Origin of the sequence: Roseomonas sp. OT10 (genome assembly GCF_020991085.1) — a bacterium.
GTDB classification, from domain to species: Bacteria; Pseudomonadota; Alphaproteobacteria; order Acetobacterales; family Acetobacteraceae; genus Roseomonas; species Roseomonas cutis.
On record NZ_CP087719.1, the window covers coordinates 2687425 to 2710456 of the forward strand.

Annotated in this window: 18 protein-coding genes and 2 riboswitches; of the genes, 5 read left to right on the plus strand and 13 right to left on the minus strand. The window is 73.7% G+C overall.

Going from position 1 to position 23032, the window contains the following annotated elements; genetic code table 11:
• Positions 1-125 precede the first annotated feature (125 nt).
• Genes gcvP through gcvT form a run of 3 tightly spaced genes read right to left on the minus strand, consistent with a single transcriptional unit; the run spans position 126 to position 4592 of the window.
• Positions 126-3065 carry an aminomethyl-transferring glycine dehydrogenase gene (gcvP, locus tag LPC08_RS12370; RefSeq protein WP_230448545.1) on the minus strand — a complete coding sequence of 980 codons (2940 nt, stop codon included), beginning with the start codon at positions 3063-3065 and terminating at the stop codon, positions 126-128.
• Positions 3062-3442, minus strand: coding sequence for a glycine cleavage system protein GcvH (gcvH, locus tag LPC08_RS12375; protein ID WP_230448546.1), 381 nt, complete (start codon positions 3440-3442; stop codon positions 3062-3064). The genes gcvP and gcvH overlap by 4 nt, the downstream gene beginning before the upstream one ends.
• 31 nt (positions 3443-3473) lie before the next feature.
• Positions 3474-4592, minus strand: a complete 1119-nt coding sequence (gcvT, locus tag LPC08_RS12380) for a glycine cleavage system aminomethyltransferase GcvT (protein ID WP_230448547.1) — start codon at positions 4590-4592, stop codon at positions 3474-3476.
• Between the two features lie 48 nt (positions 4593-4640).
• Positions 4641-4746: riboswitch (glycine riboswitch) on the minus strand.
• A 3-nt stretch (positions 4747-4749) separates the two neighbouring features.
• Positions 4750-4838: riboswitch (glycine riboswitch) on the minus strand.
• Between the two features lie 185 nt (positions 4839-5023).
• On the opposite strand from gcvT, the gene LPC08_RS12385 reads away from it, so the two are divergent.
• Positions 5024-6856 (plus strand): SLC13 family permease, encoded by a 1833-nt coding sequence (locus LPC08_RS12385; protein ID WP_230448548.1) that lies wholly within the window; start codon positions 5024-5026, stop codon positions 6854-6856.
• Positions 6857-7299: 443 nt separating this feature from the next.
• Here LPC08_RS12385 and LPC08_RS12390 read toward each other — a convergent pair whose 3' ends face one another.
• Both LPC08_RS12390 and LPC08_RS12395 read right to left on the minus strand, forming a co-directional pair.
• On the minus strand, positions 7300-7881 hold the full coding sequence (locus LPC08_RS12390; protein WP_255702347.1) for a histidine phosphatase family protein: 582 nt from the start codon (positions 7879-7881) through the stop codon (positions 7300-7302).
• Positions 7878-8486, minus strand: coding sequence for a hypothetical protein (locus LPC08_RS12395; protein ID WP_230448550.1), 609 nt, complete (start codon positions 8484-8486; stop codon positions 7878-7880). Before LPC08_RS12395 ends, LPC08_RS12390 begins: the two co-directional genes overlap by 4 nt.
• Before the next feature lie 103 nt (positions 8487-8589).
• Between LPC08_RS12395 and ispH the strand changes: the two genes are divergently transcribed.
• From ispH to rnhA, 3 genes are read left to right on the plus strand one after another with little or no spacing between them, the layout of a single operon-like run.
• On the plus strand, positions 8590-9594 hold the full coding sequence (gene ispH / locus LPC08_RS12400) for a 4-hydroxy-3-methylbut-2-enyl diphosphate reductase (protein ID WP_370643355.1): 1005 nt from the start codon (positions 8590-8592) through the stop codon (positions 9592-9594).
• A gap of 49 nt (positions 9595-9643) precedes the next feature.
• Positions 9644-10603: a homoserine kinase gene (locus tag LPC08_RS12405; RefSeq protein ID WP_230448551.1), complete on the plus strand. Its 960-nt coding sequence runs from the start codon at positions 9644-9646 to the stop codon at positions 10601-10603.
• Positions 10593-11045, plus strand: coding sequence for a ribonuclease HI (gene rnhA, locus LPC08_RS12410; protein WP_230448552.1), 453 nt, complete (start codon positions 10593-10595; stop codon positions 11043-11045). The genes LPC08_RS12405 and rnhA overlap by 11 nt, the downstream gene beginning before the upstream one ends.
• A 10-nt stretch (positions 11046-11055) precedes the next feature.
• Here rnhA and LPC08_RS12415 read toward each other — a convergent pair whose 3' ends face one another.
• Genes LPC08_RS12415 through LPC08_RS12430 form a run of 4 tightly spaced genes read right to left on the minus strand, consistent with a single transcriptional unit; the run spans position 11056 to position 16632 of the window.
• Positions 11056-13065: an ATP-binding protein gene (locus tag LPC08_RS12415; protein WP_230448553.1), complete on the minus strand. Its 2010-nt coding sequence runs from the start codon at positions 13063-13065 to the stop codon at positions 11056-11058.
• The gene (locus LPC08_RS12420) at positions 13065-13850 is read right to left on the minus strand and encodes an enoyl-CoA hydratase/isomerase family protein (RefSeq protein ID WP_230448554.1); all 786 of its coding nucleotides are present in this window, start codon (positions 13848-13850) and stop codon (positions 13065-13067) included. Before LPC08_RS12420 ends, LPC08_RS12415 begins: the two co-directional genes overlap by 1 nt.
• A gap of 5 nt (positions 13851-13855) precedes the next feature.
• Positions 13856-15463, minus strand: coding sequence for a carboxyl transferase domain-containing protein (locus tag LPC08_RS12425; RefSeq protein ID WP_230448555.1), 1608 nt, complete (start codon positions 15461-15463; stop codon positions 13856-13858).
• The gene (locus LPC08_RS12430) at positions 15463-16632 is read right to left on the minus strand and encodes an isovaleryl-CoA dehydrogenase (RefSeq protein WP_230448556.1); all 1170 of its coding nucleotides are present in this window, start codon (positions 16630-16632) and stop codon (positions 15463-15465) included. Before LPC08_RS12430 ends, LPC08_RS12425 begins: the two co-directional genes overlap by 1 nt.
• 118 nt (positions 16633-16750) lie before the next feature.
• Between LPC08_RS12430 and LPC08_RS12435 the strand changes: the two genes are divergently transcribed.
• Positions 16751-17386, plus strand: coding sequence for a TetR/AcrR family transcriptional regulator (locus LPC08_RS12435; protein WP_230448557.1), 636 nt, complete (start codon positions 16751-16753; stop codon positions 17384-17386).
• Here the strand turns inward: LPC08_RS12435 and LPC08_RS12440 are convergent.
• The 4 genes from LPC08_RS12440 to LPC08_RS12455 form a co-directional block, all read right to left on the minus strand.
• Positions 17356-17706 carry a protein kinase family protein gene (locus tag LPC08_RS12440; protein WP_230448558.1) on the minus strand — a complete coding sequence of 117 codons (351 nt, stop codon included), beginning with the start codon at positions 17704-17706 and terminating at the stop codon, positions 17356-17358. The two genes, LPC08_RS12435 and LPC08_RS12440, sit on opposite strands and share 31 nt — an antisense overlap.
• Positions 17707-17774: 68 nt before the next feature.
• A complete protein-coding gene (locus LPC08_RS12445) occupies positions 17775-18899 on the minus strand; it encodes a threonine synthase (protein ID WP_230448559.1) in 1125 nt (374 codons plus the stop codon).
• 180 nt (positions 18900-19079) lie between these two features.
• Entirely contained in the window at positions 19080-21362 is a 2283-nt protein-coding gene (locus tag LPC08_RS12450) for a 1-deoxy-D-xylulose-5-phosphate synthase N-terminal domain-containing protein (RefSeq protein ID WP_441295840.1), read from the minus strand.
• Between the two features lie 204 nt (positions 21363-21566).
• Positions 21567-22964: a malonyl-CoA decarboxylase gene (locus LPC08_RS12455; protein ID WP_230448561.1), complete on the minus strand. Its 1398-nt coding sequence runs from the start codon at positions 22962-22964 to the stop codon at positions 21567-21569.
• Positions 22965-23032: the final 68 nt, after the last annotated feature.

Sequence of the window (23032 nt, forward strand, 5' to 3'; positions counted from 1 at the left end):
CGGGGAAGTGAGCGAATTGCCGGCGCCGCCGGTGACCGAAGGCGGGACCTGCCCATGCCACGGACACCTCACGCCGCCGGCCCGGAGCAGGCGCAGGCGCAGGCGCGCGCCCCGGGCCATGGCGGCTACTCCGCCGCCAGCGGCACCTCCTGCGCATAGGCCTCCAGCGGCGCGCAGGTGCAGGCGAGGTTGCGGTCGCCATGGACGTTGTCCACGCGCTTGACCGGCGGCCAGTACTTGCGCGCCGCCACCCAGGGCTGCGGCCAGGCGGCCTGGGCGCGGGAATAGGCGTGCGGCCAGTCGTCGCCCGCGACCTCCGCCGCCGTGTGCGGCGCGTGCTTCAGCGGGTTGTCGGCGCGGTCGAGCCGACCCTCCTCCACCGCGCGGATCTCCTCGCGGATGGCGATCATCGCCCCGATGAAGCGCTCCAGCTCGTCCAGCGGCTCGCTCTCGGTGGGCTCCACCATCAGCGTGCCGGCGACCGGCCAGGACATGGTCGGCGCGTGGAAGCCGAAATCCTGGAGCCGCTTGGCGATGTCCTCCACCACGATCCCCGTGGCCGCCTGGAAGCCGCGGCAGTCGAGGATGCACTCATGCGCCACCATCCCCTGCGCGCCGCGGTACAGCACGGGATAGTGCCCCTCCAGCCGCTTCGCCACGTAGTTGGCGGCGAGGATCGCGACCTGCGTCGCGCGCCTCAGCCCCGGCGCGCCCATCATGCGGATGTAGGCATAGGGGATCGGCAGGATGGAGGCGCTGCCGAAGGGCGCGGCGGAGACCGGCCCCACCCCCGTCTCCGGCCCCGCCTCGGCCAGCAGCGGGTGGTTCGGCAGGTGCGGCGCGAGGTGGGCCGCGACGCCGATCGGCCCCACCCCCGGCCCGCCGCCGCCATGCGGGATGCAGAAGGTCTTGTGCAGGTTCAGGTGGCAGACATCGGCGCCGATCGCAGCCGGGCTGGTCAGCCCGACCTGCGCGTTCATGTTGGCGCCGTCCATGTAGACCTGCCCGCCCTGGGCGTGGATCAGGTCGCAGATGGCGCGGATCTCCGTCTCGAACACGCCATGCGTGCTGGGATAGGTGATCATCAGCGCGGCGAGGCGCTCGCCATGCTGCTCCGCCTTGGCGCGCAGGTCGCCGAGGTCGACGTTGCCGTCGGCGTCGCAGCGCAGGACGACGACGCGCATCCCCGCCATCACCGCGCTGGCCGGGTTGGTCCCGTGCGCCGAGGAGGGGATCAGGCAGACGTCGCGCCGCTCCTCGCCGCGTGCATGATGATATGCGCGGATCGCCAGCAGCCCGGCATACTCGCCCTGGCTGCCGGCATTGGGCTGGAGCGACACGGCGGCGAAGCCGGTGACGGCGCAGAGCCAGCGCTCCAGCCGCCGCACCAGGTCCAGGTAGCCCGGCACCTGGTCGACGGGGGCGAAGGGGTGGACGGCGGCGAAGCCCGGCAGGGTGACCGCCGCCATCTCGGCGGCCGCATTCAGCTTCATCGTGCAGGAGCCGAGCGGGATCATGCTACGGTTCAGCGCGACGTCGCGATCCTCCAGCGCCTTGAGGTAGCGCATCATCGCGTGCTCGGAGCGGTGGGCGGAGAAGACCGCGGCCGTCAGGATCGGGCTCCTGCGCGCCAGCGATTCCGGCAGCCGCGCCTCGGCCGCCAGCTCGCCCAGGCCCAGCGGGGCGACGCCCGCCGCCTCGCAGATCACCGCGACCAGGGCGACGAGGTCCTGGCGCGTCACCGTCTCGTCCAGCGCGATGGCGACGCAGCCCTCCTCCACCCGGCGCAGGTTGAAGCCCTTGGCCAGCGCCCCGTCCATCAGGCGCTCGGCGGCGCCGCCGGCCTCGATGGCGACGGTGTCGAAGAAGCATTCGTGGCGCAGGCGGAAGCCGGCGCGGCGCGCGGCATCGGCCAGCAGCACGGCCTGGAGGTGGACGCGCTCCGCGATCCGGCGCAGCCCCTCGGCGCCGTGCCAGACGGCGTACATGCCGGCCATCACCGCCAGCAGCACCTGCGCGGTGCAGATGTTCGACGTCGCCTTCTCGCGCCGGATGTGCTGCTCGCGCGTCTGGAGCGCGAGGCGCATCGCCGGCCGCCCGGCGGCATCGACGGAGACGCCGACCAGCCGCCCGGGGATCAGGCGCTTGAGCCCGTCCTTCACCGCCATGTAGGCGGCGTGCGGCCCGCCCCAGCCCATCGGCACGCCGAAGCGCTGGGTGGAGCCGACGACGATGTCCGCCCCCATCTCCCCCGGCGGCGTCAGCAGCACGAGCGCCAGCGGGTCGGCCACCACGATGGCGAGCGAGCCGGCCGCCTGGATCGCGGCGATGTCGGCGGCGAGGGATTCGCGCACCTCGCCGGTGGTGCCGGGATAGGCGAGCACCGTCGCCACCGCCGCATCCGCCGCGGCGGCCTCGGCCATGTCGGCGGCCTTGTAGACGCGCACCTCCACGTCCAGCGGCGCGGCGCGGGTCTGGAGCACGGCGATGGTCTGCGGGTGCAGCTCGGCGCTGGCCAGGATCACGCGGCGGTTGGTGGCGCGCGGCCCCTTCACCGCCGAGAGGGCGAGCGCCATCGCCTCCGCCACCGCCGTCCCCTCGTCGAGCAGGGAGGCATTGGCGATGGGCAGGCCGGTGAGGTCGGCGACCATGGTCTGGAAGTTGACCAGCGCCTCCAGCCGCCCCTGCGCGATCTCCGCCTGGTAGGGCGTGTAGGCCGTGTACCAGCCGGGATTCTCCAGCACGTTGCGCTGGATCACCGGCGGCACGACGGTGCCGTTGTAGCCCATGCCGATCAGCGACTTCAGCGGCCGGTTGCGCGCGGCCAGGCCCGCCAGCTCGGCCATCGCCTCCGCCTCGCCCACCGGCGGCGGCAGCGCGTCCAGGCTGTGCGTGCCGGCGGCCGCGAGGATGTCGGCCGGCACGGTGCGCGCGGCCAGCGTGTCGAGGTCCGGCACGCCGACGACCGCCAGCATGCGCGCGATCTCCGCCTCGGACGGGCCGATATGCCGGCGGGCGAAGGCGCCGCGATCCTCCAGGGCGGCGAGGCGTTCCAGCGCGTTCATGCGCCCTCGGACTCCACGAACGCGGCATAGCCCGCCGCATCCAGCAGCGCGTCGATCTGCGACGCATCGGAGGGCTTGATGCGGAAGAACCAGCCTTCCGCCTCCGGCTCGCGGTTGATCAGCCCGGGATCGCCGGAGACCGCCTCGTTCACCGCCGTCACCGTGCCGGAGATGGGCGCGTAGATGTCGGAGGCGGCCTTCACGCTCTCCACCACCGCCACCGTGTCGCCGGCCTCGACCTCGCGGCCGACCTCCGGCAGGTCGACGAAGACGACGTCGCCCAGCGCCTCCTGGGCATGGTTGCTGATGCCGACGAGGAACTCCCCGCCCTCGGCGCGGACCCATTCGTGGCTGGTGGTGTAGCGGATATCGGACATGCGGGTCTCTCCGGGAATCTCGGGGCGCGGTTCAGGCGGCCGCCGTGCCGCGGCGGTAGCGGTGCGGGACGAAGGGCATGGGGGCGATCCGGGCGGCGATCGGCTTGCCGCGCACCGGCAGTTCGACGGCGGTGCCGTCGCGGGCGGCGGCGCGGCGGACGTAGCCCATGGCGACGGGGGCCCCCAGGGTGGGGCCGAAGCTGCCCGAGGTCACCTCGCCCACCGTCTCGCCGCCGATCACGATCGGGGTATGGGCGCGCGCGGGCTGCCGCCCCTCCACGGCGAGACCGACGCGCAGCCGGGCGGGGCCGTGGTCCAGCTCCGCCCGCACGCGCCCGGCGCCGCGGAAGTCCCAGTCCATGCGGCGGCGCTTGCCGATGGTCCAGACGAGGTTCGCCTCGACCGGGCTGGTCGTCTCGTCCAGGTCGTTGCCGTAGAGGCAGAGCCCCGCCTCCAGCCGCAGCGAATCCCGCGCCCCCAGCCCGGCCGGCACGACGCCCGCCGCCAGCAGCGCGTCGGCAAGCGGCACCGCTCCCTCGGCCGGCAGGCCGATCTCGTAGCCGTCCTCGCCGGTATAGCCGGAGCGGCTGACCAGGGCGGGGTGGCCGGCGAGGGTGACCTCCGCCACGCCCATGAAGGGCAGCGTCGCCACCTCCGGCGCCAGGGTGGCCAGCGCCGCCTCCGCCCCCGGCCCCTGCACCGCCAGCAGCGCGCGGTCGCGCAGCGGGCGCAGCGTCACGGCGGCCGGCAGGATCGCGGCGATGGCCGCCTCGTCCAGATGCTTGCGCGAGGCGTTCAGCACCAGGAACAGCCGCTCCGGCCCCAGCCGCGCCACCATGAAATCGTCCAGGATGCCGCCCGCTTCCGTCATCAGCACGCCGTAGCGCTGGCGGCCGGGCTTCAGCCCCTGCACCTCGGCGGGGGTCAGGGTCTCCAGCACCGCCGCCCCGGCCTCGCCCAGCAGCTCCGCCTGGCCCATGTGGGAGACGTCGAACAGCGCGGCGCCGGTGCGGCAGGCGGCGTGCTCGGCGATGATGCCGGATGGGTACTGCACGGGCATGCGGTAGCCGGCGAAGGGCACCATCCGCGCGCCCTGGGCTTGGTGCCAGGCGGCGAGCGGGGTATCGAGCAGGGTCTCGGTGTCGGCCACGCATCCTCCTTCGCGCCGCGGGAATCGCGGCGACCGGAACGTGGCCCCCCTCTGTCCTGTGACCTGAGAGATTCGGCGGCGCCGCCGTGGCAGGGCCGCCTTACTCCGTCGGTGCCCCCGCCGCCCGGTCCGGGCGGCGCGGTCTTTCCAGAGGCCCCTCCCCCGCGCGGTCCATCGGCCTGAGCGTTTCCGGGGGCCGGTTGCGCCTTCGGCGGGGGGCACGCCCCACTCTCCCGCGCGGGATCAGCGGGGCGCCCAACTTGCACGCCGGCCGGGGCGCTGTCCACGGCACGCCGCGCCGGTCCCATCCGGGCGCGACGCGCCGGCCACACCGCCGGGCGCAACGGCGGCGGGCCGCAACCGGGGGCCGCCGCGCCGGTTGAGACGCCGCCGCGCCGGCCCCGGGGGGGGCGCGGCTGAACCGGGGATGCATGACACTCGACCAGGGGCTGGCCTTCGGGCTGATGGCCGCGACCATCGGCCTGTTCGTCTGGGGGCGCCTGCCCTACGACCTCGTCGCCCTTGCGGCCCTGCTCGCCGGGCTGCTGCTGGGGTTGGTGCCGGCGGAGAAGGCCTTCTCCGGCTTCTCCGACGACGTGGTGGTGATCGTCGCCGCGGCGCTGGTGGTCAGCCATGCCGTCGCGCGCTCCGGGGCGGTGGAGGTGATGCTGCGCCCCGTCGCGCCGCGCCTGACCACGGTGGCGATGCAGGTGCCGGTGCTGGCCGGCGCCACCATGCTGCTGGCCATGGTCACCAAGAACGTCGGCGCGCTGGCCATCCTGATGCCGGTGGCGATGCAGATCGCGCGTCGCACCGGCACCTCGCCGGGGGCGCTGCTGATGCCGATGTCCTTCGCGGCGATGACAGGCGGCGTGGTCACGCTGGTCGGCACCGCGCCCAACATCATCATGTCGCGCGTGCGCGAGCAGATGACGGGCGAGCCCTTCCGCATGTTCGACTACACCCCCGTGGGGCTGGGCATCTGCGCCGTCGCGCTGCTCTTCCTCGCGGTGGGCTGGCGGCTGCTGCCCGGCGGCCGGCGCGGCGGGGCCTCGATGGAGGCGGCCTTCACCATCGGCCACTACACCGTCGAGGCGGGGCTGCCGGAGGGCAGCGAGGCGGCCGGCAGGACCGTGGCCGAGCTGGAGGCGATGGCGGAGGGGGAGGTGCGCGTCTCCGCCATCCTCCCGCCCGGCGACGCGGCGCCCGGGAAGCCGGACGGGGGGCGGCCACCCGGGGAATCCGGTCCGCCCACGCCCGACCGGGTGCTGCGCGCCGGCGAGACCCTGCTGCTGCGCGGCGAGCCGGCCGAGCTGGAGCGACTGGTCTCCCAGGCGGGGCTGCGGCTCGGCGAGGACACCGTCCGCCGCGAGGACCCTGACACGGAGCAGGACGACATGCAGGTGATCGAGGGCGTGGTCACGGCGGAGAGCCCGCTGGTCGGCCGCAGCCCCTCCGCCCTCTCGCTGCGCAGCCGGCACGGCGTCTCCCTCCTGGCGGTCAGCCGGCGTGGGACGCAGCACATCCGCGAGGCCCTGTCGCGCCTGCGCCTGCGGACGGGCGACGTGGTGCTGCTGCGCGGTCTGGCCGCGACCATGCCGGAAAACCTGGGCGAGATCCGGGTCCTGCCCCTGGCCGAGCGCGACATGGCGCTGGGGCGCGGGCGGCGCTCCTGGATTCCGCTCGGCGTGCTGGCCGGCGCCATGGCGCTGGTGGCGGCCGGCGCCCTGCCGGTGGCGGTCGCCTTCTTCGGCGCGGTGGTGGCGCTGCTGCTGCTGCGGGTGATGACGACGCGCGAGGCCTACGAGGCGGTGGACTGGCCCGTGGTCGTGCTGCTGGCCGCGCTGATCCCCGTCTCGGGAGCCATCGAGCGGACGGGCGGGACGGAGCTGCTGGCCGGCTGGCTCGACGCCGTGCTGGGCGGGCTGCCGGGGATGGTGGCGCTGGGCGCGACCATGCTGGCGGCGATGGCAGTCACGCCCTTCCTCAACAATGCCGCCACTGTGCTGGTGATGGGCCCGATCGCGGCCAGCCTCGCCAGCAAGCTGGGGCTGAACCCCGACCCCTTCCTGATGGCCGTGGCGCTGGGAGCGGCGAGCGATTTCCTCACCCCCATCGGCCACCAGTGCAACACCCTGGTGATGGGGCCCGGCGGCTACCGCTTCGGTGACTACGCCCGGCTCGGCCTGCCGCTCTCGCTCCTGGTGCTGGCGGCGGGGGTGCCGCTGATCGCCTTCTTCTGGCCTCTCGCCGCAGCGCGATGACAGCCCAGCCCCGAACTCATACGGACGGCGCGATGGCGTGGGGTGCGCCCGTGGCCCGGGGGCAAGGCTCCACCTCGCCCCCGTACCCCCACTCCGCCAGGACCCTGCGGGCCCTGGACCCGATGCGTGCTGCCGCGGGACAGCCTGATACGGGGTCGAGGCGCCGAGGAGCATGGCTCCTCGGCGGGTACGGCCGCCGCCCGCGCGGACGCCTTTGGAGCTTTTCCGGACTCCCGCCTGTCCGCGCGCTCCCTGGGTTCAGCCCGGAGGCTGACGGCAGCCACGCAGCGCCAGACTCCCAGCGGGGTCCGGGGCCCGCTTGTGGCCCCGGCAGGGAAGGGTCCGGGACGGGGATCGACGCACGGCGTCGATGCCGTAGGCCGGCGTCCCCTCCCGGTCCGCCGTCCGAACACGCAGAATAACGGGTCATCCCGCCGGCGGGATCAGGCCTCCGGCAGCGCCACCCAGCCATGGCGCAGCGCCCGGTCGGCGCGGCCGAAGGCATAGCGGCAGCCCTGCCCCGGCTGGTCCAGGCCGCGGGAGATGGGGCGGCCGGACAGGGCGGCGAGCAGCAGCGCCCCCACCCCGCCATGCGCCACGATCGCCACGTCCCCCGGGGGTGCCGCGGCCAGCACGGCCTCGACGGCCGCCAGCACCCGCGCCTGGGCGTCGGCTGCCCGCTCCCAGCCGCGCACGGAATCGTGCGGCCGGGCGAAGAAGGCATCGGCCACCTGCTCGAACTCCTCGCGCGGCAGGTAGCCGGTGGCGCTGCGGTCGTTCTCGCCCAGGCCAGGATGCACCCCCACCCCCAGCCCCAGCGCGCCGGCCAGCAGCCCTGCCCCCTCGATCGCCTTGGTCTCCGTGCTGGCCCAGACGGAGGCGATCCCCGCCAGCTCCGGCAGCGCCGCCGCGGCGCGCATGCGGGCGATGGCGCGGGGCGAGAGGCGCCAGCGGGTGATCTCCCGCCCCGGCTCGATCTCGACCTCGGGGTGGGAGATCCAGTGGACCGTGGCCGCCGGGCTCAGCGCGGGCCGCGGGCGCGGTTCAGCGCCAGCTCCTCCGGCGTCAGGACGAAGCCCAGCAGCACGGTGCGGGTCGCGGCCTCCTGCGGCGGGCCGGGGATGCGGATCGACAGCTCCTCGCTGCGCAGGGTCAGGCGGCTGACATTGTTGGGGAACTCCACCGGCACGGCGAAGGAGGCGCGGCTGAGGACCTGGGTCTCGTCGCCCGTCACCACGGCGACCATGTAGGGGATCTGGGCCGTCCGCCCGACCGCGGCCGGGCCGCGCTCCACCGTCATGCCCAGGGTCAGGGTGACGTCCAGCCCCTGCCGGCCGGGGCCGTAGTCACACTTGGCCTGGAAGCCGGTCAGCCGGCCGTCCAGCTCCAGCCCGGTCAGGTCGCGGGCGCCGCCCCGGAAGCGGGTCAGGTCCGCCGCCTCGCCCAGCAGCGCCACCCGCGGGCAGGGCGCGGTCACATTGGCCAGCAGGTCCCGGCTGGAGCCGCCGCAGCCCGCCAGGGCCAGCCCCGCCCCGGCCAGCAGCGCCATGGCCCCCGCGCGCCGCCCCCGCCGCCCGGCCCCCGCGCCGGATGCTCCCTGCGCCGCCGCGACGCCGCTACGCTCTGCCATGCTGTACTCCCCCTGTCCCCCGGGCGCATCGGCCGCTAGGTTGCGCCGAGACCACCCCCGGGACCATCTCCCGGTGCCTGCCGCCACGAACTGGCACGAGATGATGCCCGACGCCAACCTGCCGACCGACTGTTCCGACCTGCCCGCGAACCCGGCCGAAGGCCGCTCCCGGCCGCCGCTCCGCGTCCTGCTCGCCGGCCCGCGCGGCTTCTGCGCCGGGGTGGACCGGGCGATCAAGATCGTGGAGGAGGCGCTGGCCCGCCACGGCGCGCCCGTCTACGTGCGGCACGAGATCGTGCACAACCGCTTCGTCGTGGAGCGGATGGAGGCCATGGGCGCCGTCTTCGTCGAGGAGCTGGACGAGATCCCCGATGACGGCCAGCCGGTGGTCTTCTCCGCCCATGGGGTGCCGAAATCCGTCCCCGACGACGCGCGGTCGCGGAACATGTTCTACCTCGACGCGACCTGCCCGCTGGTCAGCAAGGTCCACCGCGAGTCCGAACGCCACCACGGGCATGGCCGCCATATCCTGCTGATCGGCCATGCCGGCCATCCGGAGGTGATCGGCACCATGGGCCAGCTTCCCCCGGGCGCGGTGACGCTGGTGGAGGATGTCGGGCAGGCGCAGGTGGTGACGGTGCCGGAGGGGCCGCTGGCCTTCACCACCCAGACCACCCTTTCGGTCGACGACACGGCGGAGATCGTCTCCGTCCTGCAGTCGCGCTTCCCCGCCCTGGTCGGGCCGACCAAGGAGGACATCTGCTACGCCACCACCAATCGCCAGGCGGCGGTGAAAGCGATCGCCGAGCGGTCGCAGCTGATCGTGGTGGTGGGCGCGCCCAACTCCTCGAACTCCGTGCGCCTGCGCGAGGTGGCGGAGCGCGCCGGCTGCCCGCGCGCGGTGCTGGTGCAGCGCGGCCGCGACCTGGACCCGGGCCTGGCGGACGGGCTGTCGGTGGTGGGCATCACGGCCGGCGCCAGCGCGCCGGAGGTGCTGGTGGAGGAGGTGCTCGGCCGGCTGCGCGAGCGCTTCGACGTCGCCATCGAGGAGGTGATCGTCGCCGAGGAGCGGATCACCTTCAAGCTGCCCGCCGCCCTCCAGGCCTGAGCGTCCCGCCCATGCGCCCGTTCCGAATGCCCCGCACCGAACAGAGCTGATGGCCGTCTATACCGACGTGTCGCCGGAGGCGCTGGACGCCTTCCTGGCCCCGTATGACATCGGCGCCGCCGTGGCGCTGCATGGCATCGCCGAGGGGGTGGAGAACAGCAACTTCCTCCTCGACACCACCACCGGGCGCTACGTCCTCACCCTCTACGAGAAGCGGGTGAACCCGGCCGAGCTGCCCTGGTTCCTCGGGCTGATGCGCCACCTCGCCGCGCGCGGCGTCGCCTGTCCCCTGCCGGTCGCGGCCCGCGACGGCGAGGCGCTGCGGGAGCTGGCCGGGCGGCCGGCGGCGATCTGCACCTTCCTGCACGGCCATGGGCTGACGATGCCGACCGTCGCGCAATGCGCCGCGCTGGGCACCGCCCTGGCCGGGCTGCACGCGGCCGGGCGCGACTTCGCCATGGAACGGCCGAACAGCCTGGGGCCCCAGGCCTGGGCGCCGCTGCTGCATGGCTGCCGGGAGGGCGAGGAGCCGCATCCCGGCCTCTGCGACGAGATGGAGGAACGGCTGGGCCGCATCCTGGACGCCTGGCCGGCGCCGGGGACGCTGCCGCGGGGGCAGATCCATGCGGACCTGTTTCCCGACAACGCCTTCTTCCAGGGCGATGCGCTGACGGGGATGATCGACTTCTACTTCGCCTGCACCGACCTGCTGGCCTATGACCTCGCCATCTGCATCAACGCCTGGTGCTTCGAGCCCGATCTGCGCTTCGACCCGGCGCGCGCGGCCGCGATGACCGCTGCCTACGAGGCGGCGCGCCCGCTCTCGCCCGCCGAGCGCACGGCGCTGCCCGTGCTCTGCGCCGGCGCGGCGATGCGCTTCCTGCTGACGCGGCTCTACGACTGGACGCACACGCCGCCCGGCGCGCTGGTCACGCGCAAGGACCCGCTGGAGTACCTCGCGCGGCTGCGGCACTTCGACGAAGAAAGGATCGCGGCGCATGCCGGATGAGCAGCCGGACGCGGTGGAGATCTGGACCGATGGCGGCTGCAAGCCCAACCCCGGCCCCGGCGGCTGGGCCGCGATCCTGCGCTACGGCACGCATGAGCGGGAGCTGAGCGGCGGCGCGCCGAAGACCACCAACAACCGCATGGAGCTGACCGCCGCGGCCGAGGCGCTGGAGGCGCTGAAGCGCCCCGCCCGCGTCGTCGTCCACACCGACAGCGAGTACGTGCGCAACGGCATCTCCCGCTGGGTCAATGGCTGGGTCCGCAACGGCTGGAAGAACGCGGCGAAGGAGCCGGTCGCGAATTACGAGCTGTGGCAGCGCCTGCTCGCCGCCGCCAAGCCGCATGCGATCGAGTGGCGCTGGGTGCGCGGCCATGCCGGCGATCCGATGAACGAGCGCGCCGACGCGCTGGCGACGGCAGCGCGGATCGCGCTGGAGCGGTAGGGGCCCGCCCCTACCCGGCCGCTTCGGCCGTCAGCGAGACCAGCTCGACGCCCTCCTCCACCATCTCGCCCACGGTGGCGCGAAGCGTGGCGACGGTGCCCTCAGCCGGGGCGCGGAGGGTGATCTCCGTCTTCATCGCCTCCAGCACGACCAGGGGGGCGCCCCTGGCGACGGCATCGCCCACGGCGACCAGCACGCGCACCACCCGGGCGGGGATCGGGGCCACCACGCGGTCGCTGCCCACCGTATCGGCGCGGGGCGGGGCGAGCGGATCGATCCGGCGCAGCGCGTGGTTGCGGCCGTCGAGGATGACGGTCAGCTCCTCGCCCTGCCGCACCACGCGCAGGCGGCGCGACACCCCGTCCAGCGTCAGGCGCAGCGCCCCGTCCGGCTCCGGCGCGGCGTCGGCCAGGACAGGGCCGCTGGGGAGGTCGAGGCGGACCGGCCCGGCCTCCCGCACATGGGCGCGGATCGTGACCGTCGCGCCGTCGCGGGAGAAGGTCAGGTCCTGCCAGCCCTCGCCGTTCAGGCGCCAGGCATCCAGCACCGCCCAGGGGGAATGCGGGTCGCCGGAGCCCTTCGTCGCGGCGGCCAGCGCCGCGCGCTCCGCGTCGAGCACGGCCAGCGCGGCCGCGGCCCAGATCGCCGGCTCGGCCTCGGGCGCCGTGGCGGGGGGCGAGAGCAGGCCAGGGTGGCGGGCCAGGAAGCCCGTATCCACCCCGCCGGCGGCGAAGTCCGGATGCGCCACGGTGGCGCGCAGCAGGTCGAGGTTGGTGCGCACGCCCACCACCTCGTACTCCGCGAGCGCGTTCGCGAGCCGGCGTAGCGCCGTCGCGCGGTCCGGCCCGTGCGCGATCAGCTTGGCGATCATCGGGTCGTAATAGGGGGTGATGGCATCGCCCGCGCGCACGCCCGTATCCACCCGCACCCCGCCGCCCTCGCGCGGCTGGCGCAGGTGCAGCAGCGTGCCGGTGGAGGGGCGGTAGTCCTCCGCCGGATCCTCGGCGTAGAGCCGTGCCTCGATGGCGTGCCCCTCCAGGCGCAGCGCCCCGGCGGCCAGCAGCGGCTCGCCGGCGGCGACGCGGAGCTGCCACTCCACCAGGTCGAGGCCGGTGACCATCTCCGTCACCGGGTGCTCCACCTGGAGCCGGGTGTTCATCTCCATGAAGTAGAAGGCGTCGCCCTCGGCGATGAACTCCACCGTGCCGGCGCCGACATAGCCCACGGCGCGCGCGGCGGCGCAGGCGGCTTCGCCCATGGCGGCGCGGCGGGCGGGGTCCATCCCCGGGGCGGGCGCCTCCTCCAGCACCTTCTGGTGGCGGCGCTGCACGGAGCAGTCGCGCTCGAACAGCGAGACGGTGCGGCCGTGCGTGTCGGCGAAGACCTGGATCTCGATGTGGCGCGGGCGGGTCAGGTACTTCTCGACCAGCACGCGCTCGTCGCCGAAGGCGGCCAGCGCCTCGCGCCGGGCGGCGGCGAGGGAATCCGCGAACTCCTCCGCCCGCTCCACCACGCGCATTCCCTTGCCGCCGCCGCCGGCACTGGCCTTGATGAGCACGGGGAAGCCGATGCGCCCCGCCTCCGCCGCCAGCAGCGCCGGGTCCTGGTCCTCGCCGTGATAGCCGGGGACGAGGGGGACGCCGGCCGCGGCCATCAGCGCCTTGGACGCGGCCTTGGAGCCCATGGCGCGGATGGCGTCCACGGGCGGGCCGATGAAGGCGATGCCCGCCCCGGCGCAGGCGGCCGCGAAATCGGCGTTCTCGGAGAGGAAGCCGTAGCCGGGATGGATCGCCTCCGCCCCCGAGCGCCGCGCCGCGTCGAGGATGCGGTCGATCCGCAGGTAGCTCTCCCGCGCCGGGGCGGGACCGATCGGCCAGGCCTCGTCGGCCAGCGCGACGTGGCGGGCGCGGGCATCCGCCTCGGAATACACCGCGACGGTCGCGATCCCCAGGCGCCGCGCGGTGGCGATGACGCGGCAGGCGATCTCGCCGCGATTGGCGATGAGCAGCTTGCGGAACATCACCGCCCTCTCCACGCCGGCTCGCGGCGTTCGAGGAAGGCGGTCACGCCCTCCCGCCCCTCCTCCGAGGCGCGGCGCTGCGCGATGCGCCGTGCCGTCTCCGCGCCCAGCGCGGCATCCACCGCGCGGCCCTCGGCCAGGAAGGCCAGCGCCTTGGCCTCCGCCTGGGCCTGCGGGGCGCTGGCGAGCAGCGTCGCCAGCATCGCCTCGCCCGCCTGCGCCAACCCGTCCGGCGGCACCACCTCGTGCACCAGCCCGATCTCGCGCGCGCGCGCGGCGGGGATCACCTCGGCCGTCACCATGTAGCGCCGCGCCTGGCGGGCGCCGATGGCGTTGACGACATAGGGGCTGATGGTCGCGGGGATCAGGCCGAGCCGCACCTCGCTGAGGCAGAAGCTCGCCCGCTCGCTGGCCAGCACGATGTCGCAGCAGGCGACCAGCCCGACGCCGCCGCCATAGGCCGCCCCCTGCACCAGCGCGACGACCGGCTTGGGCAGGCGGTCCAGCGCGTGCAGCATGGCGGCGAGGCAGCGCGCATCCGCCTCGTTCTCCTCCGCACCATAGGTCGCCATGCGGCGCATCCAGTCGAGGTCGGCGCCGGCCGAGAAGGATTTTCCGGCGCTCGCCAGCACCACCGCCCGCACGCCGGGATCGGCGCCGAGCCGGATGAAGGTGTCCGTCAGCGCGGCGATCAGCGCGTCGTCGAAGGCGTTGTGCCGTTCCGGGCGGTTCAGCGTGACGGTGGCGACGCCGCGGGGGTCGAGGCTTTCCAGCAGGGCCGACATGGGCGTCACATCCGGAACAGGCCGAAGCGGGTCGCCTCGGCGGGGGCATTGCAGGCGGCGGAGAGGCCGAGGGCGAGGACGCGCCGCGTGTCCGCCGGGTCGATCACGCCGTCATCCCAGAGCCGGGCGGAGGAATAGCTCGGGTGGCCCTGCGCCTCGTACTGCGCCCGGATCGGCGCCTTGAAGTTCTCCTCCTCCTCGGCGGACCATGGCCCGCCCTTGGCCTCGACCGCATCGCGGCGCAGGGTCGCCAGCACCGAGGCCGCCTGCTCGCCCCCCATCACGCTGATGCGCGCATTGGGCCACATCCACAGGAAGCGCGGGGAATAGGCGCGGCCGCACATGCCGTAATTGCCGGCGCCGAAGCTGCCGCCGATGACAACGGTGAATTTCGGCACGGCGGCGGTGGCGACGGCGGTGACCATCTTGGCGCCGTCCTTGGCGATGCCGCCCGCCTCATACTTCTTCCCCACCATGAAGCCCGCGATGTTCTGCAGGAAGACCAGCGGGATGCCGCGCTGGGTGCAGAGCTCGATGAAATGCGCGCCCTTCTGCGCGCTCTCGCCGAACAGGATGCCGTTATTGGCCAGGATGCCGACGGGATAGCCCCAGATATGCGCGAAGCCGGTCACCAGGGTCGGGCCGTAGAGTCGCTTGAACTCGTCGAACTCGCTCCCGTCCACGAGGCGGGCGATGATCTCGCGCACCTCGAAGGGCGTGCGCAGGTCGGGCGGGACGAGGGCGTAGAGATCCTCGGCCGGGTAGAGCGGTGCCACGGGCGCGCGCAGCTCCAGGGCCGGGCGCTTGGGGCGGTTGAGGTTGGCGACGATGCGCCGGGCGATGCCCAGTGCGTGGGAGTCGCTCTCGGCCAGGTGGTCCGTCACCCCGGAGGTGCGGCTGTGCAGCTCGCCGCCGCCCAGCTCCTCGGCGCTGACCACCTCGCCGGTCGCGGCCTTCACCAGCGGCGGACCGGCCAGGAAGATGGTGCCCTGGTTGCGCACGATGACGCTCTCGTCGCACATGGCGGGGACATAGGCGCCGCCCGCCGTGCAGCTTCCCATCACCACCGCGATCTGCGGGATGCCCTGGGCCGACATCCGCGCCTGGTTGTAGAAGATGCGGCCGAAATGGTCGCGGTCGGGGAAGACCTCGTCCTGGTTGGGCAGGTTGGCGCCCCCCGAATCCACGAGATAGAGGCAGGGCAGGCGGTTCTGCTCGGCGATCTCCTGCGCGCGCAGGTGCTTCTTCACCGTCAGCGGGAAGTAGGTGCCGCCCTTCACCGTGGCGTCGTTCGCCACGATCATGCATTCCCGCCCGGAGACGCGGCCGATGCCCGCGATCAGCCCGGCGGCGGGGACCTCGCCGCCGTACAGCCCCTCGGCGGCGAGCTGCCCGATCTCCAGGAAGGGCGAGGCCGGGTCGATCAGCGCGCGGATGCGGTCGCGCGGCAGCAGCTTGTTGCGCGCCAGGTGCTTCTGCCGTGCCGCCTCGCCGCCGCCCTGGCGGATGCGCTCCGCCTTGGCGCGAAGCCCGTCGACCAGGGCGCGCATCGCCGCCGCGTTGCGGGCCGCGTCGGGGTCGCGTGGGTCCAGCAGCGTGTCGAGGACCGCCATCACGCCGTCTCGGCGAAGAGCTCGCGGCCGATCAGCATGCGGCGGATCTCGCTGGTCCCCGCGCCGATCTCGTAGAGCTTGGCGTCGCGCAGCAGGCGGCCGGTGGGATACTCGTTGATGTAGCCGTTGCCGCCCAGGCACTGGATCGCCTCCAGCGCCATCCAGGTCGCCTTCTCGGCGGCGTAGAGGATGGCGCCCGCCGCGTCCTTGCGCGTGGTCCGGCCGCGGTCGCAGGCGCGCGCCACCGCGTACACGTATGCCTTACACGCGTTCAGCGTGGTGTACATGTCCGCCAGCTTGCCCTGCATCAGCTGGAACTCGCCGATCGCCTGGCCGAACTGCTTCCGCTCGTGGACATAGGGAACGACCACGTCCATGCAGGCCTGCATGATGCCCAGCGGCCCGGCGGCGAGCACGGCGCGCTCGTAGTCCAGCCCGCTCATCAGCACGGCCACGCCGCGCCCCTCGGCGCCGAGCACGTTCTCCTCCGGCACCTCGCAGTCCTGGAAGACCAGCTCGCCCGTGTTGGAGCCGCGCATGCCCAGCTTGTCCAGCTTCTGCGCCACCGAGAAGCCGGCGAAGCCCTTCTCGATCAGGAAGGCGGTGATGCCGCGCGGGCCGGCGGCGGGATCGGTCTTGGCGTAGACGACCAGCGTGTCCGCCTCCGGCCCGTTGGTGATCCACATCTTGCTGCCGTTCAGCACGTAGCGGTCGCCGCGCTTCTCCGCGCGCAGCCGCATGGACACCACGTCGGAGCCGGCGCCCGGCTCGCTCATCGCCAGCGCGCCGACATGCTCGCCGGAGATCAGCCTGGGCAGGTAGCGGCGCTTCTGCTCCTCCGTGCCGTTGCGGTGGATCTGGTTGACGCAGAGGTTGGAATGCGCGCCGTAGCTGAGCCCGACCGAGGCGGAGGCGCGGCTGATCTCCTCCATCGCCACGACATGGTCGAGATAGCCCATGCCGGCGCCGCCGTATTCCTCGCCGGCGGTGATGCCCAGCACGCCGAGATCGCCGAACTTGCGCCAGAGATCGGCGGGGAAGTCGTTGTCGCGGTCGATGGCGGCGGCGCGGGGGGCGATCTCGGCGGCGGAGAAGGCGGCGACCTGCTCGCGCAGGGCATCGGCCGTCTCGCCCAGGTCAAAATCCAGGCCGGTGGCGCTGTTCCGCATCGCCGCTCCTCCAGGCTCCGGCTTCGGCTGCCGGGCATTACCGGAAACGAACGTATGGCCGTTAATTCTTGCGCGCAAGCCTTTCCTCGCCTAGCGTCGCCGGACAGGGAGTTCCGCGATGGCCCGCACTGCCGGCTCGAACGGCCCGCGCACCGCCGCCGCCATCCGCCGCGCCGGACTGCGCCTGATCCACCGCCACGGCTTCGAGGCGATGAGCCTGCGGGCGCTCGCCGCCGAGGTGGGGCTGCGGCCGGCCTCGCTGTACAACCACTTCCCGACCAAGCAGGCGCTGCTTTCCGGGCTGATCCAGGACCACATGGAGAGCCTGCTGGCCGAGACGCGCGCCGCGTTGGCGGCGGCCGGCCCGGAGCCGGAGGCGCGGCTGCGGGCCTTCGTCGCACATCACGTCGCCTATCACCTGGAACGACGGGCGGAGGTTTTCGTCGCGAACTTCGAGCTGCGCGCGCTCGAGCCCGCGAACCACGCGCGAATCGTGGTCCTGCGGCGGGAGTACGAGGGGCTGCTGATCGCCCTGCTGGAGGAGGGCGGCTTCGACATCCCTGACCCCCGTATCACCGCCTATGCCGTGCTGGCCATGCTGACCGGCGCCTGCACCTGGTACCGCCCGGACGGGCGGCTGGACCGGGCGGCGGTGGTCGCGCTGCACACCGACCTCGCCCTGCGGCTCTGCCCACCCACAGCCCGGGCGCGCGTCGCGCCGTCCTACCCCGCCGCCGTGGCCGCCGCGTCGTAGCGTGCCGCGCCGTGGACGTGGCCATTGGCCGCATGGCCATTCGTCCCGGGTGGCATCGGCGGCTCCGCGGCCACCAGCGGCGGCACCACGATCGGCTCGGGGCGTTCCGGCGGGGCGAAGGGCTTGCGGGCCGGGCGGCGTTGCAGCGACCAGTTGGCCTGCAGCCGCACCTCCGGGTTGGGGATGGTCCAGCAGGCGCCGTCGGCATCCAGGAAGACCACCCACATGAGGTGGCTCTCCGGCCCGTAGTCGATCACGAAATGGGCGAGTCCCGGACCGCGGACCGTGTCCATCGGCAGGGGTGGGTTCAGTTGCAGCATCTGGCGTCCCACGGGGGTCGGTTGCGTGCCCCCGTTGCCAGGATGTTCGGGTCGCCCCGCCGCTTCGGCTAGAGCGCCACGCCGCACAGTTCCGCGATGCGCGGCGTCGCCTTCAGCCCCGTGCCGGTGAGCAACAGCACGGTGGTCTCCCCCGCCCCGATCCGCCCCGCCGCGCGGAGCTGCGCGAAGGCCGCCGCCGCCTGGGCGCAGGTCGGTTCGACGTAGAGACCGCGCCGGGCGAGGTCGAGCGTGGCATCGCCGATCGCCGACTCCGCGACCATGGCCGCCCCGCCGCCGCTCTCCCGCAGGGCGACCAGGACCTCCGGCAGGCGGATCGGCTGGGCGATCGCGGTGCCCTCCGCCATGGTCGGGCGCGGCTCCGCCGGCGGGGCGCCCAGCGCGGCGCGGGCGATGGGGGCGCAGTTCTCCGGCTGCACGGCGAAGAGCCGGGGCAGCCGGTCGATCTGCCTGGCGCGCAGCAGCTCGGAGAAGCCGATCCAGCAGCCCAGCACGTTGGAGCCGGCGCCGCAGGGGATGATCACGTTGTCCGGCGCGCGGAAGCCGAGATCCTCCCACAGCTCGTAGGCGAGCGTCTTGGTGCCGTGCAGGAAGAAGGGGTGCCAGTTGTGGCTGGCGTAGAAGATGTCTCGCGCCTGGGCGAGTGCGGCATCGGCGCAGTCCTGGCGGCTGCCGGGGACCAGCTCGATCTCCGCCCCCGCCGCGCGGGACTGCACCGTCTTGGCCGGCGAGGTGGAGGCGGGGACCAGGATCTTCGCCCGCATCCCCCCGGCGGCGGCATAGGCGGAGATGGCCGCGCCGCCATTGCCCGAGGAATCCTCCAGCACATGCGCCACCCCCTGGTCGCGCAGCAGCGAGAGCATCACCGAGGCGCCGCGATCCTTGAAGGAGGCGGTGGGCATGAACCACTCGCACTTCAGCAGCGCCGTGCCGCCCGGAATCTCCCGCTCCAGCAAGGGGGTGCAGCCCTCCCCCATCGTGATCGGTGCCGCGGGCCGGAAGGGCAGGGCAGCGGCATAGCGCCAGATCGAGCGCTGCGTCCGGTCGATCTCCTCCCGCCCGATGCCCGGCAGGTCGGTCAGCAGCAGCGGCTCCCCGCCATCGCCGCACCAGCGCGGGGTATCGAGCGGCCAGGTCCGGCCGGAGCGGGGGTCGAGATAGGCGGGCGTGGTCATGCGGGGCGCAGCCTGTCCCCGGCGCGGCGCGGCGGCAAGCACCGGCCGGCGCCGCCCAGCCAGTCGCGACGGGCGGCATTCAGCGCGGCCGCGAGGCGCGTGCCCGCCTGCGCCAGGGCGGCACCATGGCGCGGCGTCGCCCGGCGATGGGCCTCGAAGCGCTCCGCCTTGCCGGCCGCCCTACCGCCCGAGCAGCGCCTGGGCGCAGGCGTCCAGGATGCTGTCCGCATCCAGACCATAGGCCGCGTAGAGGTCGGGGATGTCGCCCGCCTGCCCGAAGCGGTCCACGCCCAGCGGCACCACGCGCTGCCCGCGCACCGCGCCCATCCAGGCATGCGCCGCCGGATGACCGTCCAGCACCGTCACCAGCGCGGCATCGGCCGCCAGCGGGGCGAGCAGGCGCCCGATCGTGGAATCTCCCCCCTCCCCCGTCCGCGCGGCACGCCGGCTGGCCAGCCAGTCCGCATGCAGCCGGTCCGGGCTGGTGATGGCGAGCAAGCCGGCGCCAGGCTCCTCCTCCGCCAGCAGGTCGAAGGCGGCGCGGGCCTCGGGGGCGACGGGACCCTGATAGGCGATGGCGAGGCGCGCGCCCGGCGCCGGCGGCACCACCCAGTAGCCGCCGGCCACCACCGCCGCCGGGTCCAGGCTGCGCCGCGGCTGCTCCAGGCCGCGGGTGGAGAGACGCAGCCAGACCGCCGATCCGTCCGGCACCTGCATGTGCGCGAAGGCCCAGCGCATCAGGATCGCGAGCTCGTCCGCATGCGCCGGCTCGAAGCAGGCGAGCCGGTCCTGGGCCATGCCCAGCAGCGGCGTGTTGACCGACTGGTGCTGCCCGCCCTCCGGCGCCAGCGTCAGGCCCGATGGCGTGGAAACCAGCAGGAAGCGGCTGTCCTGGTAGCAGGCGTAGATCAGCGCATCGAGGCCGCGGTTCACGAAGGGGTCGTAGACGGTGCCCACCGGCAGCAGCCGCGCCCCGTGCAGCCGGTCCGCCAGCCCCAGCGCGCCGAGCACCAGGAACAGGTTCTGCTCGGCGATGCCCAGCTCGACATGCTGCCCCTCCGGCGACATGCCCCAGCGTTGCGCGCTGGCCAGCTTGGCGTCGCGGAAGACGTCGTTCTTCAGGTGGCGGTCGAAGATGCCGCGCCGGTTCACCCAGGGGCCGAGGTTGGTGGAGACGGTGACGTCCGGGCTGGTGGTGACGATCCGCCCGGCCAGCGGCGCCATCTCCTCCTGTCCACGCCCGATGCCCGCCAGGATCTCGCCGAAGGCCGCCTGGGTGGAGAGGCGCCGCCCCTCCGGCACGGACGGCACGGGGAAGCTCTCCGGCACCGGCACGGCGGGGGCGGCGAGGCTGCGGCCCTCGGGCGAGAGCGGGGTGGCGAAGGGCACGGCGGCGAGGAAGTCGCGCAGCTCCGCCTCGGGGATGTCGAGCCCCTCGAAGGGGTCCCACTCATGCCCCTCGCGGATGTTCATCGCCACGCGGAAGGCCTCCATCTGCTCCCGCGTCATCAGCCCCGCATGGTTGTCCTTGTGGCCGGCGAAGGGCAGGCCCATGCCCTTCACCGTATAGGCGATGAAGCAGGTGGGCTGGTCGCCCTCCGCATCCTGGGCGCGGAAGGCCTCCAGCAGCGTCTCGATGTCGTGGCCGCCGAGATTGGTCATCAGCGCCGCCAGCTCGTCGTCGGTCAGCGGGTCGAGGATGGCGCGCACCCCCTCCTCGCGTCCCAGCTCGGCCAGCAGCGCGGCGCGCCAGGCGGCGCCCCCCTGGAAGGTCAGCGCGGCGTAGAGGCTGTTGGGGCAGTCGTCGATCCAGCGGCGCAGCGCCTCGCCACCCGGGCGGGCGAAGGCGGCCTGGAGCTTCCGCCCGTATTTCAGCGTGACGACGTTCCAGCCCATGTCGCGGAACAGCCCCTCGATCCGGCCGAAGAGGCGGTCGGGGACGACGCTGTCCAGGCTCTGGCGGTTGTAGTCCACCACCCACCACACGTCGCGGATGTCGTGTTTCCAGCCCTCCAGCAGGGCCTCGTAGATGTTGCCCTCGTCCAGCTCCGCATCGCCCACCACGGCGACGTGCCGGCCGCGCGGCATCCCCTCCCGCGCCAGCCCGTGCAGGTGGACGTAGTCCTGTACCAGCGCCGCGAAGGAGGCGAGCGCCACGCCCAGCCCGACGGAGCCGGTGGAGAAATCCACCTCCGCCCCGTCCTTCACCCGGCTGGGATAGGGCTGGATGCCGCCGAACTGGCGCAGCGTCGCCAGCCGCTCCCGGTCCTGCCGCCCCAGCAGGTAGTTGATCGCGTGGAAGACCGGCCCCGCATGCGGCTTCACCGCCACCCGGTCCTGCGGCCGCAGCGCGTCGAAGTAGAGCGCGGCGAGGATCGAGACCGCCGAGGCGCAGGAGGCCTGGTGCCCACCCACCTTCAGCCCGTCCCGGTTGGGCCGGATGTGGTTGGCGTGGTGGATCATCCAGGCGGAGAGCCAGAGGAGCTTGCGCTCCAGCGCGTGGAGGATCTCCAGGCGCCTGGCCTCGTCGGCGGGGCGGGACAGCGCGCGCGGTCCGGCGGTGACATTCATCGGGCGCCTCCCCCCTTTGGTCTCGTGGGGGGATCATACAGGCCGGGCCCCGCGATGCCAGCGGGCCGGCCGCCGGAGGGCGGGAGGCGCCGGCGCTCAGCCCTCCTTCGCCAGCCGCCGCAACGCGCTCGCCGCGGCGCGCTTGCCCTCGCCGGCATAGGCCTCGTGGTTCTGCTCGATCCGGGCCGGGTCGTAGAGGTAGTTGACCATCAGCCCCAGGCTCTCGCGCAGCCCCTTCTCCGACACGTCGCCGCGCGGGTTGATCCGCTCCACCCTGGCGCCGTTGGAGAGGTGGAAATGCGCCACCGGGTCCTTGGCCCGCTGGCCGCCGCCCGACCGCTCCTCGATCAGGTAGCGGGCGCAGAGCCGCACCAGCACCGGCTCCGCCACCGCCGCCAGCGGGTCGCGCAGGGGGTTGCGGCGGCCGAGCATCGCCTGAAAGGCGGCGAGCGCATCGGGCGTGCCCGGCGTGGCCTCCACGATGGCCGCGGCCTCCTCCTCCGTCAGCAGGGCCGCGCCCTGCTGCTCCAGTGCCGTGTCCAGCCAGCGGCGGAAGCCGGGGATCGGCGAGAGGGTGGCGAAGGTCTTGAGGTTGCGGAACTCGGCCGACAGCTCCGCCACCACCTGCTTGATCAGGAAGTTGCCGAAGGAGATGCCGTCCAGCCCGCGCTGGCAGTTGTTGATGGAGTAGAAGATCGCCGTGTCCGTCCCGCGCGGGTCCAGCACCGGCGCCTTCTCGTCCAGCAGCGCCTGGACCGAGCCGGCGAGGCCCTGCACCAGCGCGACCTCGACGAAGATCAGCGGCTCGGCCGGCATGCGCGGGTGGAAGAAGGCGTAGCAGCGCCGGTCCGAGTCGAGCCGGTTCTTCAGGTCGCGCCAGGTGCGGATGCGGTGCACCGCCTCGTAGCCGACCAGCCGCTCCAGCAGCGAGGCGGGCGAGGACCAGTCGATCCGCCGCAGTTCCAGGAAGCCCAGGTCGAACCAGCTGGCGAGCAGCCCGCGCAGGTCGTGGTCCAGCGCCCGCAGCAGCGGGTCCTCCCGCGTGTGGCGCAGCAACTCGGCCCGCAGGTCGACGAGGAACTTCATCCCGTCCGGGATCGAGGTGAACTGCGTCAGCAGCCGGATGCGCGGCGGCTCCAGCGCCCGGCGCAGCCCGGCCTTGGCGACGGCGCGCTCCGCCGGGTCCTCGGCCTCGCTGACCCGCTGCATGGCGGCGCGCACCGCGTCCATGTCGGAATCGAAGCGGGCCAGGGTGCAGAGGAACTCCACCCGCCCCGCCTGGTCCCGCGACAGGTAGTCCTGCGCCAGCCGCGCCGCGCGCGCCCGGGCGGAGATCTCCCCGCCGCGCCCGCCCAGGCAGGCCCGCATCTGGTCCGCGAGGTCGGGAGGCGCTTCCTCCCGCGACACCGTCGCGGCCATGTCGCGCCACAGGTCAGAGACGCGTCGCCAGGCCCGGTCGAAAAAGCCGGATTCCGCGACGGCAACGTCGGACATGCAGTGCTTCCCTTCCGCAGTTCGGCGCCCGATTCGGGTCGGTCCTGAAATCCGCGGCAACATACCGT